13 protein-coding genes are annotated in these 13,712 nt (G+C 43.9%); all 13 read right to left on the reverse strand.

From position 1 onward, the window contains the following. Positions 1 to 35: 35 nt before the first annotated feature. Entirely contained in the window at positions 36 to 209 is a 174-nt protein-coding gene (locus HNQ46_RS10635) for a hypothetical protein (RefSeq protein WP_007157418.1), read from the reverse strand. 15 nt (positions 210 to 224) lie between these two features. Next, the gene (locus HNQ46_RS10640; protein WP_183684663.1) at positions 225 to 1,148 is read right to left on the reverse strand and encodes a 4Fe-4S binding protein; all 924 of its coding nucleotides are present in this window, start codon (positions 1,146 to 1,148) and stop codon (positions 225 to 227) included. Beyond that, positions 1,141 to 1,293, reverse strand: a complete 153-nt coding sequence (locus tag HNQ46_RS10645) for a CD1871A family CXXC motif-containing protein (protein ID WP_007157420.1) — start codon at positions 1,291 to 1,293, stop codon at positions 1,141 to 1,143. The genes HNQ46_RS10640 and HNQ46_RS10645 overlap by 8 nt, the downstream gene beginning before the upstream one ends. Before the next feature lie 98 nt (positions 1,294 to 1,391). Further along, positions 1,392 to 2,585, reverse strand: coding sequence for a TlpA family protein disulfide reductase (locus tag HNQ46_RS10650; RefSeq protein ID WP_183684664.1), 1,194 nt, complete (start codon positions 2,583 to 2,585; stop codon positions 1,392 to 1,394). Positions 2,586 to 2,855: 270 nt separating this feature from the next. Then, entirely contained in the window at positions 2,856 to 3,515 is a 660-nt protein-coding gene (locus HNQ46_RS10655) for an HAD family hydrolase (RefSeq protein WP_183684665.1), read from the reverse strand. Positions 3,516 to 3,600: 85 nt separating this feature from the next. Next, positions 3,601 to 4,431 carry a DUF6553 family protein gene (locus HNQ46_RS10660; RefSeq protein ID WP_183684666.1) on the reverse strand — a complete coding sequence of 277 codons (831 nt, stop codon included), beginning with the start codon at positions 4,429 to 4,431 and terminating at the stop codon, positions 3,601 to 3,603. Between the two features lie 212 nt (positions 4,432 to 4,643). After that, entirely contained in the window at positions 4,644 to 5,363 is a 720-nt protein-coding gene (locus HNQ46_RS10665; protein WP_183684667.1) for a YesL family protein, read from the reverse strand. 6 nt (positions 5,364 to 5,369) lie between these two features. Then, positions 5,370 to 7,115 (reverse strand): BCCT family transporter, encoded by a 1,746-nt coding sequence (locus HNQ46_RS10670; protein ID WP_243155919.1) that lies wholly within the window; start codon positions 7,113 to 7,115, stop codon positions 5,370 to 5,372. Next, a complete protein-coding gene (locus HNQ46_RS10675; protein ID WP_330604601.1) occupies positions 7,116 to 8,549 on the reverse strand; it encodes a galactose ABC transporter substrate-binding protein in 1,434 nt (477 codons plus the stop codon). 84 nt (positions 8,550 to 8,633) lie between these two features. After that, on the reverse strand, positions 8,634 to 9,605 hold the full coding sequence (locus HNQ46_RS10680) for a substrate-binding domain-containing protein (protein WP_183684668.1): 972 nt from the start codon (positions 9,603 to 9,605) through the stop codon (positions 8,634 to 8,636). After that, complete coding sequence (locus HNQ46_RS10685; RefSeq protein WP_183684669.1) at positions 9,602 to 11,548, reverse strand: cache domain-containing sensor histidine kinase; 1,947 nt, start codon at positions 11,546 to 11,548, stop codon at positions 9,602 to 9,604. The genes HNQ46_RS10680 and HNQ46_RS10685 overlap by 4 nt, the downstream gene beginning before the upstream one ends. 32 nt (positions 11,549 to 11,580) lie before the next feature. Further along, positions 11,581 to 13,206, reverse strand: coding sequence for a response regulator (locus HNQ46_RS10690; protein ID WP_183684670.1), 1,626 nt, complete (start codon positions 13,204 to 13,206; stop codon positions 11,581 to 11,583). After that, the gene (locus HNQ46_RS10695) at positions 13,206 to 13,523 is read right to left on the reverse strand and encodes a hypothetical protein (RefSeq protein WP_007157435.1); all 318 of its coding nucleotides are present in this window, start codon (positions 13,521 to 13,523) and stop codon (positions 13,206 to 13,208) included. The genes HNQ46_RS10690 and HNQ46_RS10695 overlap by 1 nt, the downstream gene beginning before the upstream one ends. Positions 13,524 to 13,712: the final 189 nt, after the last annotated feature.

Below are 13,712 nucleotides of genomic sequence, written 5' to 3' on the forward strand. Positions count from 1 at the left end.
TGCCCCCACTATCTCTTTTCGAATCCATGGATTGATTACCCTCGGCTATCCTTTTCCAAATCCATGGATTGATTTCCTTCGGCTATCCTTTCCGAATCCATGGATTGATTTCCTTCAGCTATCCTTTCCAAATCCATGGATTGATTTCCTTCAGCTATCCTTTCCAAATCCATGGATTGATTTCCTTCAGCTATCCTTTCCGAATCCATGGATTGATTTCCTTCCTAGGCCTTCGCCTTCACTTCTTCGGGCACGTCCACATTTGTTACCCCGCAGGCAATCGCATCCACCGGGCAGACATTCTTACATTTTCCGCAACGGATACACTCCAAATCATTGCAGTTTTGTACCGGATCACATTGCATTTCGCAAACCGCCTTACATTTTCCGCAGTGAATGCACTTCTGATGGTCCAAAGTATAACGGAAAAAGGACACGGAATTAAAGAGAGAATAAATCGCGCCCAAGGGACAGATATACTTACAGAAGGGTCGGTAAATGATTATGGAAAGGAGGATGGTCAGAAGCAAAATCAAGCCCTTCCATGCATAGAGAAAGCCTACGGCTCCCCGCATACTGGTGTTCATCCAAACCAGAGGAATCCCTCCCTCCAGCATTCCCACAGGACAAATCAGTTTACAAAAATAAGGCGCTCCCTGTCCTATAATATCCACCAAGAACAGAGGAAGGAGAATGACGAAGACCAGTAAGATAAGATACTTCGCTTTTCGTAGCGGCTTATCCCACTTAAAGGTCTCTATCTTCTTCACAAAGGGAATCTTATGCAATAAATCCTGCACCAGTCCAAAGGGACAAAGGTATCCGCAAACACCTCTTCCTATCAGTGCCCCCACAAAAAAGAGAAAGCCCACCACATAGTAGCTGAACTTGTAATTCGGGCTGCCAATCACCGCCTGTAAAGCCCCAATAGGGCAGGAACCCTTGGCTCCCGGACAGGAATAACAATTCATTCCGGGAACACAAAGTTGCTTTAATTCTCCACTATAAATTTTTCCCGTTTTAAATCCCTCAAAGAAGGAATTGGTCACTAAAAACCAAAAGGATTGGAAGATATGCCGTACATTGTTTCTTGCTTTATATTTGTCTTTTTTTGATTTTCCATTGATGAATTCTTTTAGCTTATCCAATTCCTATACACTCCATACATACTTTGATTGCTTTATTCATTACCACCAGTGCCTCTCCCCGATGAACTCCCACATAGATCATGGCAATGCCCATGCAAAGAAGAATCAAAGAGTTAAGTCGGGATTTTAAAATTTTCTGTTTCATATTTCACCATTTCTTTAATACAACTTGTCAAAACCATGGCTTTTCGCATAGCTTCAATAGCTTCTATAGCTTTTATAGTTCCTTTAAGAATTTGTATTTTACCGCTTTACTTTCGCCAATTCCTTATCAATGATTTCCAACCAAGCCTTTTTATTATGGGAACCGGAATAGGTCTCTCCTACAATCTGTCCCTTCTTATCCACGAAGAAAGTCTCCGGAAAGGCCTGAATCCCGCTGAGTCTGCCGTTAAAATTGCTCTTATCCGGAATCAGGAAGGGATACTCTGCCTTGCTTCTTTCCCGAATCAGCTTCGCCTTCTCCAAAGCCTCCTGATTTTCTCCGGTCTGGTCCACCGTGTCCGTTACCACCCCAACGATATTGACGCCTTTATCCTTCATTTCCTTCTGAATTTCCGCAAGGTCCGGAATTTCCTGCACGCAGGGACTGCACCAGGTGGCAAAAACATTCACCATAGTAAGGTCATAGTCGGAAAAATCCTTTCCGCTGAACTCTTTTCCGTCAATATCCACTGTCTGAAGATTGCTTAAGTCCGTAGCTACATTTTGGGAATCGGTGGAAAAAGCCATGGTGTTTTCCAAATCGGACTTTTCGGATAAAACAAAGCCGTTTTCCGGACGGTCTTTTTTCTCCGTAATCTCTACCGTTGTCTGTTTCAATTCCTCTATCGTCTCTGCATCCGCTGTGCTATTTACACTAAGATAATAGCTGTATTTTCCGTCTTTGGACTCTCCCAGCTTGGTATGACTGTCGCATTTTGTAATCTTCCCGATTTCTTCCTCGGAAAGACTCTTTTCAAACATGCCGATGGTGCCGATTCTTTCCAGACTTTCCTGCCACTTTTCGTAGCCGTCCCCCATCTTAGAAACTTCCGCATTTTTCTGCTCTTCTGTAAGTTTGCTAAAGCTTAACAGTCCATACTTTAAGTCCTGATCGATGGGGCTTTGATCGTCCAACATCACGATGTCTTTTGCCTTCATAGCTTCCCTAATCTTCTCGGAAAGCTTGAATTTTAAGCCCAAATATTCATAGAAATACTCATCCTTTACCGGCAAGGTATAGTCCGCCGGCTTAAAGCTACCTCCATTGCTGTCCATATTTACGGACAGGCCGGCATCTTCCGGACTTACCGCAAGACTCTGTGCATCAGCGCTTTCACTGACTGCCATGGAAGACTTCTGCTCTGTAGCCACTTTATTCTGACAGCCTGCAAGTCCAAGTCCTAAACAGATTGTCGTAACAAGACAAGCTCCTGTGAATTGCTTTTTTCTCATAATATTACCTCCTCAAACCTTCTTTATCAGTATACCCTTTCGTACCATGGGAAAAAACTTAAAAAAGAAAAAACTTTTTCTGAAAATATGAATACTGAAAATACAGTTTCTAAAAGCATACTACAAGGGATTCATAAATTGAATATAAAAGTTTTAGCGATAAATTCTTTTTAAGCAAGACAAAGCAGTTCCGACTAAAACAGAATCTCTTTCTATTTTAGATGGAACTGCTTTGAGTGACATATCTTCCTCCAAAGAGCATTTCGTAATTTAGAGGGAAAATGGTAAGACATGAATCAGCTCCGATAAATCGGAAATGCTTCTCTCCGCTCCCTCCACCTTTCCAAAGCCATAAGCGGCATGGATAAAGGCAATGCCTGCCTCTGTAGCGGAGCTAAAGTCTAAGGCGGTGTCCCCAAGATACACACAATCCTCCGGATGTAAATGGTTTCTCTCCATCAAAATCCGGATATTCTCCGCCTTCTTTTTCCCGTTGTTTCCGTAACATTCCATATCCAAAAAGTCCCCGGTCTTTCCCAGGCTGAACTTCTCTCCATACAGTACCGCATCAATATAGCCCGTCTGGCAGTTGGAGACGATATAGCGTCCAATCTCAGCCGTTTTCAATGCCGCAAGACACTCTTCAAGGTGGGGATAGAATTGTACCTTGTGCTCACTCAAATAATAATTTTCAAATTGCATGCAGTATCCGAGAATCTCTTCTCCCCTCTTCCCTTCTACTTGGGGAATCAGGCTTTTTGCAAACTGATCCATGGTTTTTCCCATTAAAGGTAGAAGGTCCTCCTGTGAAATCCTGATTCCCTTGGTTTCCGGAAAATCCTGTAATTTGATGCTAAAAGCCTTTGCCACCAAATCCACACTATCCCACAGGGTTCCATCTGCATCGAAGATTACCGCTTTTTTAATCATCGCTTTTGACTCCTTTAATTTCCTACCATCTAATGTTCCTGGTTTTGCTAGGCTTTATTCTCCGCCATCTTCTATCCCAGTTTTGCTAGGCTTTATTCTCCGCCGTCAATGCATCCCAGTAGCTTCTTCCCTGATAAATCATTTCCTCATAGGCCTTCACCACCGCATTTCTAAGAGGTACCGCCCGTTCCTCAAGCCCCAGGGCTCTTGGAATAAAGACGCATACATCAGCGATTTCCTGGGCCAGCTTCTTGGCCAGGGTCTCATCCTTCATTCGTACGAGGCCGAAAACCGTGGAGGAATAACTCTTGTCTTTGATACAGGTTTCCATCCAAAACTTGGCAAAGGTCTTCCATTCCAGCCGTAGCAGCATTTGTTCCAGAGCTAAGGTTTCCGGACTTTTGGCAAAGGCCAGCATGGTGCTTTCCAAGCTTTGTCCCTCCGGTATTTCCGGAATATCCAGATTCTGCAGGGTAAGGTTTACAATCGCTGCATCACTTAAAGGAATATCCTCTCTCTTCCGTTCTTCCCCGGTCTTCTTTTCCGGCAAATGAAAGTTGTCCAACTGCTGAGACACCCATTTCTGCATTTTCTTTTTATTCCAAAAGGAAATGCCGGTACGTCCGGAAATTAAAATTTCCATCCAGGCAGCCATAAAATTGTCTTTAATCTGCAAGGGCTTTCCCCTTTGCGTTTCTACAAACTTATCCAAATTTTCCTTCTGTAGAATAGGATAACGAAAGCGAAGGGTTTCCAGGCGTTTTCCTTCTACCAGCTTTTCCTCCATATCCTCTGTCCTTTTGATTTTTTCAATCACCAGGGCAAAGCGCTTGACCACATCCCTTTCCTCATAAAAGCTTTTGGGCCAGTCTGAAAAAGGGTTCCTTTCTTCCTTCACTTCACTTTGCAATAACATTTCTTCTCCTCATTCATGCTTCGTTCATATTTTGTTAGCACAATGTTTACAGCATAAACATAGTTTATTCACTCTTGACTTTTATACTGCATTACAGATAACGAAGTACTCGTTATCCACTAAATAAGATTTTTTTCATAATACTCGGCCGGAGCTTCCGTAAGGACGCTCCGGCCTCCTCCCTTTTATAGGAGAAATAAGAGAATCCTTTTTTATTTTTCCTCTTCTGTAGCAGATTCTGTTTCTTTTTCCCTCTTTCCGTAAACTTTCTCTTCAAAGGGATCTCTCACTTCCACCTTCTTTTCATAAAGTCGGAAAATCCGTTTGAAAAAGGCGGAATTCATCCAGGCAATCAAAGGGTAACCTAAAACAAAAAATACCGGCGTAAACATAGGCATAAATAAAATCAAAAAATAGCTTCCCACAACCAGCAAGACATCCGCAACTATCATGCCAAGGGTATAGGGAAGATGGCGAATGGACATAAGTAAAGAATGAATCAAGGTCCTTTGCCAGGTATTATCAAAGCGGGAAAGCAGGGGCCAGACATAGAGAAAAACAAAAATCCACAGCAAAAGCAGTGCGTCCGTAATCCCCCGGAAAAGGAAGCGTAATGCCGTATTATCAGCAAAAATCATAGTAAAAAAGCGATGATCCAAGAGAAGAATCACTAAAATCGGCAGTAAAATCATCCAGAGAATAATGCCCTCCTTTAAATTTTGTTTAAAGGAATGCATAAACATCCTGAAATTGCCCCGATCCTCCTCATGCACAATCTTAATGGTGCAGTAATATAAAGCCGTTGTAGACGCCCCTAGTGTCACAATGGGCAAAGAAAATAGAATCCATAAAAGATTCAAAACCATCATGTCCGCCAATCGGCCTACAAATCGCCACACATCATTATCATAATTAAAAAAGCCTTGAAACATCTACTGCTATTCCTTCCTAACTCCTTTATCTATTTCCCTCTTCTCCCTCTTGCCTTGCTCTTCCACTTCCAAAAGGTAAGCCTTTGCATCCTTTAAAAAGCTGAGACTAATCAGTAAAATCACCAATCCTATGGGAAAAGCCGCAATAATGGAGACAGACTGCAAGTTTACCATAGAACTTTCGGAAAAGACTAGTGCCAAAGGAAGTAAAATCAATAAAATCGCCCAAAAGCCCTGTACCTTTCTGGATGGCTCCTGCCCCTCCGGAAGGCTTTTATAGCTATACTGTGCCGCCACCAATGCGATAGAATCAAAGGATGTGGCATAAAAGGCAATCATGGTCAAAAGAAGCAGGATGAATACCAGTCCGGGAAGCGGCAGGGTTTCCAACATTTTCACCACCGTAAGATAGAGGGAACCATTCTCCTGATAGAGCTGTAACACCGGTAATTTATGGAAAACTTCCAGGGACAAGGTAAAATTCCCTAAAACAATGAAGCTTACATAGGTACTGCCGATTCCGAAAATGTATCCTCCCATAATGGTTTGTCGTATGGTTCTTCCCCTGCTGATGCTTCCGATAAAGAAGGGGGAAGCCACGCACCACACCATCCAATAGGCCCAGTAGAAAATCGTCCAGTTTTCCGGAAAATGATTTTCCCCTAAAGGATCCGTATAAGTTGCCATGGAGAAAAAGTGCTCTATCATCTTGCCCAGAGCATTCATTCCATTTTTTACGATAAAGGAGCCTACACCACTTCCGAAGAAAATATAGAGAAGCAGGGCATAAAACAGCCAGGTACAGAGTTTGGCCAAAAAGGAAACGCCGTCCATCCCCTTCAATACCGCAAAGGTGTAAATCACACAGGTGGACAGTAAAATTATTAAGGTTAACTCTCTGGTGGACAGCCCGTTGGGGATAAGCTTTTTAATGATTTCCGACATCAGGGGAGTAGCTACCGAAAAGGTGGTAGCTGTTCCTGCAAGGAGAGCAAAAACCGCCAGTAAGTCAATTCCTCTTCCCGCCAGACCGTCGGTGTGCTTTCCCAAAATAGCTCTGCAGGCTTCCGAATATTTTTGCCTGCTTCTTTTCCGTACATGAAGCATAAAGCCGAAGGCCGCCGCCAACACCAGATAAAATCCCCAGGGTATGGGGCCCCAGTGGAAAAGGGTGTAAATACTGCTCCAGTCCGACAACTTTCCCAGGGACTGGACATAGGGATCATTGGCATAAAGAATCCATTCTCCGAAGGAATAAAAGAGAATATCCGCTGCAAGTCCCGCAGTAAACATCATACTTCCCCAGGTAAAAAAGGAGTATTTCGGCTTTTCGTCGGGCTCCCCCAAAACAATATTTCCTAAGGGTGAAAAGGCGATATAAAAGGAGAGTAAGAAAATAAAGAGGCCGATTCCCAAATAGTAAACGGAAAACTCCCGTCCCAAAAATCCCCGAACAGAAGATAAAATCTGATTGGAATGTTCCGGAAACAGAAAAAATGCAAAACACAAAAGAAGTAGAATACATAGGGGAATTCCGCTAATCCCATAGTCTATGGAATTCTTCGTATTTTCTCTTCCGGGCTGATTTCCCAAAGCCTCTTTACTGATTTTATTTTTACTTTTTTCCCCTCTTTCTTTATCAGCTTCCTTTATAAATTCTTCCTTTGCTCCTTTTTCAATTCCTTCCTTGATTTCTTCCTTGATTTCTTCCTTGATTTCTTCCTTGATTTCTTCCTTGATGGCTTTCTCCATTTACTTCTTCTCCTTCTCCTCTAACAAGCGCTGGCTGTCTTCTCTTCGTACTTTTTGATAAGGTAAGCGAATAATCTTTTTATTTTCCCCCTCATCTTCCGGAGCTTTTTTTCCGGTAGCGAGACGATAGGCCAGCTGAAACAAGGCCTTGGCCTGACCTTGTTCATCATTATACACCGTTCCCATCAAATTTCCCTTTTTTACCGCCTCTAATCCCACGGTAGTACCGTCTATTCCGTAAATAAAAGGTCTTTTATCCTTAGGCAAACCGATTTTGTCATAGGCATCTAAAACCCCTAAGGCCATATCGTCATTGTTGGAAAGAATCAATTCAATCCGATCTTGAAACTCCGGATAAAATTGCATCATCTTACTCTGGGCTTCTGCTCGGCTCCAGTTGGCAATGGCATAGGACAGCTTTTCCATGGGAATGCCCTGCTGCATCAAGGTATTGACAGAATACTCTGTTCTGACAATGGCATCCTGATGGCCGGCCTCTCCTTCAAACATCAGATATTGTATCACGCCGTCGCCGTTTTTATCTACTCTGGGGGACAGAATCAGCTGTTTCTTTTCCGTGCCTTCCTCTGCGTTGGTCCAGCTTTCTTCAGGAGAAGCCTCCCGTTCCAGGATTTCTAAATCCTCCCTGCTTTTTTGCAGAACATAGTCTTGAATTTCCTCGGCATTTCCGGCCTTATCTTGACTCTTTTCGGAAGCTTCCTCCTCATCTTCCGGTGAAGCAAGAGGCACCTCCGGAGTGGGTTTTTCCGGTTCCTCGGAAAGAATATCCTCCGCCGCCATCTCCCCCTGCAAAACGCCGGATTGCTTGGCATCTGCCCCGATGTAATACAACTGATTCCATTGGGCCAGATCCTCATCGACCAATTCTCTGTTGAAGAAAATGATGGGGACATTCTTCTTTTTTGCCATATCGATAATTTCTGAAGGAGCGGTTCTATCCACCAGATTTACACAAAGAACATCACAGCCCTTCTCCAGCATTTCCTCTACCTGTTCATTTTGCAGAGGCTGGCTCCCCGCTGCATTGTAGCGAAACAGGCCTATTTCTACCCCCTCCGCTCTTTTTTTACTGATTTCCTTCTCAAAGGCCGTCATATACCCGGATAGAAAGGTATCGTAGCTGTCGTAAATCGTAACTCCGATTTGAAGCTTTTTCTTTTCCCTGCTTTCTTCCTTCCTTTGACAGGCGGAAAGAAGGGGCAACAAACAAATGGACAGGGAAAGGCAGACCGCCATACCTTTCCTTAGCCCGGTTCCCTGTCTCTTACTTTGCCTCTTGATTGCCCTCTGACCATAATGATCTTTTGGCTTGTTTCCTTGCCTGGTTTCTTTCCTGTTTTCTTGAAAAAATCCCAACAGCGTCAGCTTTTCTTCCGCTTTACCGATATAATCCTTTTTGTCCGCCAATTTCATGCTCTTCTTCTCCCCCTGACAGAGATTTTTCCTTCAGGGGCACTCCTTCTCCATTTTTATGCGTTACTGCTTTAGCTATTTCTTTTAGTCCCCGGTGGGGAAGAGAATTCGTTCTATTTCCTCATTATACATATTTTCCCCGGTAACCATATAAAAATTCACCACTCTATCCTCTATTGTATTTCGCTTTTTAGAAAGCTTATACCACAGATCCTCCATGGCATAATAGGCCATGGTGTATTGATCAATCACGGCCAGACAACGGATAACTCCCGTATCCAACGCATAAACCACCTCTCTGGAATTTCCTACGCCGTAAAGCTCCACGTAACGTCTACCGGTATCCTTCAAATAGCGGGATGCCATCTCCAGACTGTCATTTTCCAAAGCCACAATCAAATCCACACTTCTCTTGTGATTGGCCTTTACCATATCCTCCTGAATTTTTCCCCTATCCGGAAGCACCCAGGCAATTTCCTGTCCCCCTGCCTCCAAAACCGAGAGGAGACTATGTAGTCTTCTTTGCATATTGCCCTTATTCTGGTTTCCCGCCAGAATACCGATGCGTTTTTTCTCCTTGTGCAGGGTGGAGTGTAAAACCTGTTCCGCCAAAGCCTTCCCCAGTGCTTCCTCCTCCACATTGACAGAAGAAATGTTTAAGCCCGGTTCCGTCGTTTCCTTCTGGGAATCCACCAACATAATCTCCGCATTTTTCCCCAAAGCATTTAAAAGGAGGCCAGTTCCCTCCGTAGCTCTAAGCTCCGCGATGATGCCGTCCGCTCCGCTTTGAATCTCCCTTTGCATACTGATATTTTCCTGCTGAATGGAAACCAGACGATCGGTGGAAACAAAGTTGTATTCCATGTTGTAAGCTCGTCCTGCTGCAGTAAGTCCCATTTTAAATCCGGACCATACATCGGAATTGCTATGGTCCACTACTACGGAAACCTTGAAACGCTCCGGATCATTTTCCCCTAACAGCCTTCCCACGGACAAAAACAGGAGAAGCAGGGCTACCACAAAAAGACCTGTGGTAAATATGCTGTTTTCTTTCATTCCTTCTCCCCCTCTTGTGAGCCGCTGTGAAAATGCTCTGTGCTATGATGCATATTTCCATGCTCTAAACTCTTTTGATTTTCTTCCGTAAAGGGAATAGCGGGCAAGAGCACCTGCACATCCGTTCCCTCATCCGGGGCGCTAATCACTCTCAGACCGTAAATAGAACCGAAACGAAGCTGGATACGGCGATGCACATTAATTACACCTACGCCGGAGCCTCGCTTTTTCTGGCTGGAGAAGCTGGAATAGTCACTTTCCGTCTTTTCCAGCAGGGCTCTGGCCTTATCCTCCGTCATACCGAAGCCGTTGTCCTTCACGGAAAGCAGTACGGAACGTCTGCCGTCCTCTTCTTCCTGAATCCTTCCGCTGACCAAAATCTCTCCATCCTCATCCATTCCCTCCATGCCGTGGTAGATGGCATTTTCCAGGATGGGCTGTAAAATCAGTTTTACGGTAAGGCAGGACAGCACCTCTTCTTCCACATCAAAATCCACTGTAAACTTATTCTTAAAACGGATTTTTTGGATATTCATATAGTTTTTCGCATGCTGAATTTCCTGGGAGAGAGGGATAATGTTCTTTCCGGCAGAGAGGGAAATGCGGAAAAAGCTGGCCAGCTGGGTCACCATAAACACCGCGTCTTCCCGCTTTCCGCTTTCAATCATCCACACCACGGATTCCAAGGTATTATAAAGGAAGTGAGGGTTAATCTGGGATTGCAGGGCATCCATCTCACTCTGCCTTTTTTCCTCCTGCTGGCGGATTCTCTCTTCCGTCAGTTCGTCGATTCTTTGCAGGGACTGTAAGAGGCTTTCTCCCAGATGGACAATTTCCGTACTTCCATAGGATGAAATTTCCTCCATGGTGGGACGTTTCACTCCCATATTGCCTAAATCTTCATTTAACTTACGGATGGGATAGGAAAGCCTCAAAGAAATCACCTGATTCATCAAAAGAGCAATCAGGAGAGTCACGGAAATTACGATAAAAACATAGTAAAGCATACCTCCGGTGGCAAAGACATCATTGCCTTCTTCCAAAACGGACACCAGCTTCCAACCGGTATAGCCGATGGTATCCACCACAATGGTTTTTTCCTTCCCGTCACTTTTCAGACGGTGGATGCCGTCTTCCTGCGCAACGGCAAGCTCCGTATCCTCCTTGGCGTGTCCTCGATAAATTTCTCGAATCTTGGGATGATAAATCAGTTTTCCTCGCTTATCACAGAGATAAAAATACCGCTTTCCGTTAACCTGATTCAGCTTTTCCATCATTCGCTCAATCATTTTGTAATCCATATCTACCAGAAGTACACCGCTGTCGCTTCTGCCGTCAAAGCTTAGTTCCACCACTCGGCTTAAAGAAATAACCCAACGAGTGCGGTAGGAAGGATCATCAAAAAGATTCTGCACATGAGGTAGAGAAAAATGCAGATTTTCCACCTGCTGCACCGCTTCCCGATACCAATCCTGCTCCGTTACCTTTCGATTTTTCTTCTCTGCGGAAATGGGCACCGCTGCAATGTATTTTCCCTGGGCGGAAAAAAGGGCAACGGAAACCAGACTGTCCTTGTGGGCTTCATACAGCAGATTCATCTCCTGATTCAGCTTGCTATAATCCACATCCGTACCCTTAACAACATTGTAATAAAGGGCATCGGAAATTCTGCGCATGCTAAGAAGGTATTCCTCCAATTGAATACCTCCCTGCTTTAAAAGCTGCTCGGATTGGTTCTCTTGATTCATGCGAAGACGTATAGAAAACTGCACATAAAGCACGCCGGACAGAAACAGAATCAGAAAAACGGAGAAAATCATAAAGCTCATTAAGAGCATATTATGAAAGGAACGAAGGGGTGAGGTAATAGAAAAGGGGACGGAGACTCCCTTTTGCAAAAAAACATCAGACAATAGATTTTTTTTGAGACGTTTTTTCTCCAAGGAAATCCACCTCCCCTATACTTAGAAGGATTTTACAGTCCTTCTTTTCCCTTACTGTTGGATTTATATTTTGATGGAGACATCCCGAATTTCTTCTTAAAGGCATAGCTGAAGTAATTCGGATCCGAGTATCCTACCGCTTCGGCAATAATATAGGTCTTCTCCTCCTCTTCCATCAAAAGACGGAGAGCCTTTTCCATACGATAATCCGTAAGGTAGTTAATAAAACTTTTTCCGGTTTCCCGTTTAAAGACAGTGGAAAAATAAGCTGCCGATACATGGAGCTCTTGAGAAAGGGCCTCCACTGTCAAATCCTTATCCATGTAATGACTGTGCACATGCTCCACCGCCTTCTTGACAAAGGACTTGGTTTTATCACTTCGCATCTCCTGAATGATAATCTGCATTTTCTTGCAAATCTCCTTCATCCACTGAGAAAGCTCTGCCAGACTGAACTGTTGCACCTTCTGGTACACATCTTCTTCCTTTGGAAAAATCAGACCGGTATCCACCTGATTGGCCAAGAGGAACTTATGCATATTGGTCACCAGATCCATTAAGAAGAAATGGTATTCCTGCAAAGAAGGAGATTCCAGGCGGCTGTTCTCAATATAGAGATCAATGCATTTATCCAGCTCCTCTTCGGAGGACATACGGATGCTTCGATAAATGTCCAAAAGCCGTTCCTCATCGATAATTTCTTTATTGACCTTATGTTCTTCTTTTCCTTCCAAGCCGATTTCACTGATGGCAATGGCCTTTCCTCTACCGTAAAGCACTCGATAAGCTACCGCGTCTCTGGCGCCAAGGTAAGAAAGCGGTAAATCCATCAAATTGGATACGGTTTTTCCGATTCCGGCTGTCACCGTCGCCTTACAAATATGTCTGGCCATTCGACAAAGGATTTCACAATCATCCGTAAGCTTTAGGCTGTCCGATTCCTTATCCATCTGGGCAATGAATAGTGTATGTCCCAAATAGGTTAAGAAGCAGGGACGCCAGTTCTTTTGCAGCCGCTCTTCCGCCAGCTTCCGAATGGACATGGTAATCAAAAGAGGATTAATGCCCTCCGGAGACAGGCTCAAGCTATTGTGCAGAATCACCACCGCATAATACTTTCCGGGAAGAGAAATCTGATAATCTAAGAGTGTGCTTTCCAAATCCTGTTGGGGCAAAGTTCCTTCGATTAAAGAGGTATATAAGCTTTCCTGCAAAATCGGAAGACTTTCCAAATAGTAGTTTTTCAGACGATGAATACTTTGCTTTTCATCAAATTCCTGATCCAAGGCCTCATGCACCTTCTGGAATACCCTGGACAGTTCTCCCGCGTCTACAGGCTTCAGCATGTATTCCTCAGCCTCCAAACGGATGGCTTCCTTGGCATACTCGAACTCGTCAAAGCCGGAAAAAATGATAATCTTAATAGAGGGATATAACTCCTTCAGACGATGGGAAAGAGTTAATCCGTCCATATAGGGCATCTTAATATCGGTAAGTACCACATCGATTGGCTTTTCTTCCGCTATTTCCAAAGCTTCCAAACCGTTCTTGGCATAACCGGCCAGAGAATAGCCGAGGCGATCCCAATCAATCTTTTGGACTATAGCCTCCACTACATCCTCTTCATCATCTACTAATAACACGGAATATTTTTTCATTAGTGTTTGTCTCCAACATATTTCTCTTCTAAGGTTCTAAATCGCACAGCCATCACCAGGGTGCCCAAAACAATCAGTCCGATGCCTAAAAGAGGATGAACAATCATTAATATGGAAGACAACAGAGAAATACCTGCAAAAATCAGAATCAAAATTCCCGCCTCTTTACTATAAGCTTCCCGATCCCGCACGGGAGGACGTCCCTTGGGACGAATACTCTCCACATCTTTAAAAACCAACAGCTTAACGGCGTAATACAATAAAATCGCAGTAAATAAAAGGGGCAAGCCCATTTCCTGTCCTATTCTTTCCAACATTCCCGCTTTTCTTCTCCTTTAATTGCTATTTCTTTTCCAACTCCGGCAGAAAAAAAGCGTAGAATTGGGCACTATATCTTCTTCTCTTATCCCCAATATAGCCTATCCTCCTGTTTTTCACCAGTGCGAAGGACGCATTGTAAGAAAATCTTTCGCGAGGCAAGCCTGGAAATATTAGAAATATTCTGT

This window comes from Oribacterium sinus (assembly GCF_014202695.1).
Taxonomy (GTDB): Bacteria; Bacillota; Clostridia; order Lachnospirales; family Lachnospiraceae; genus Oribacterium; species Oribacterium sinus.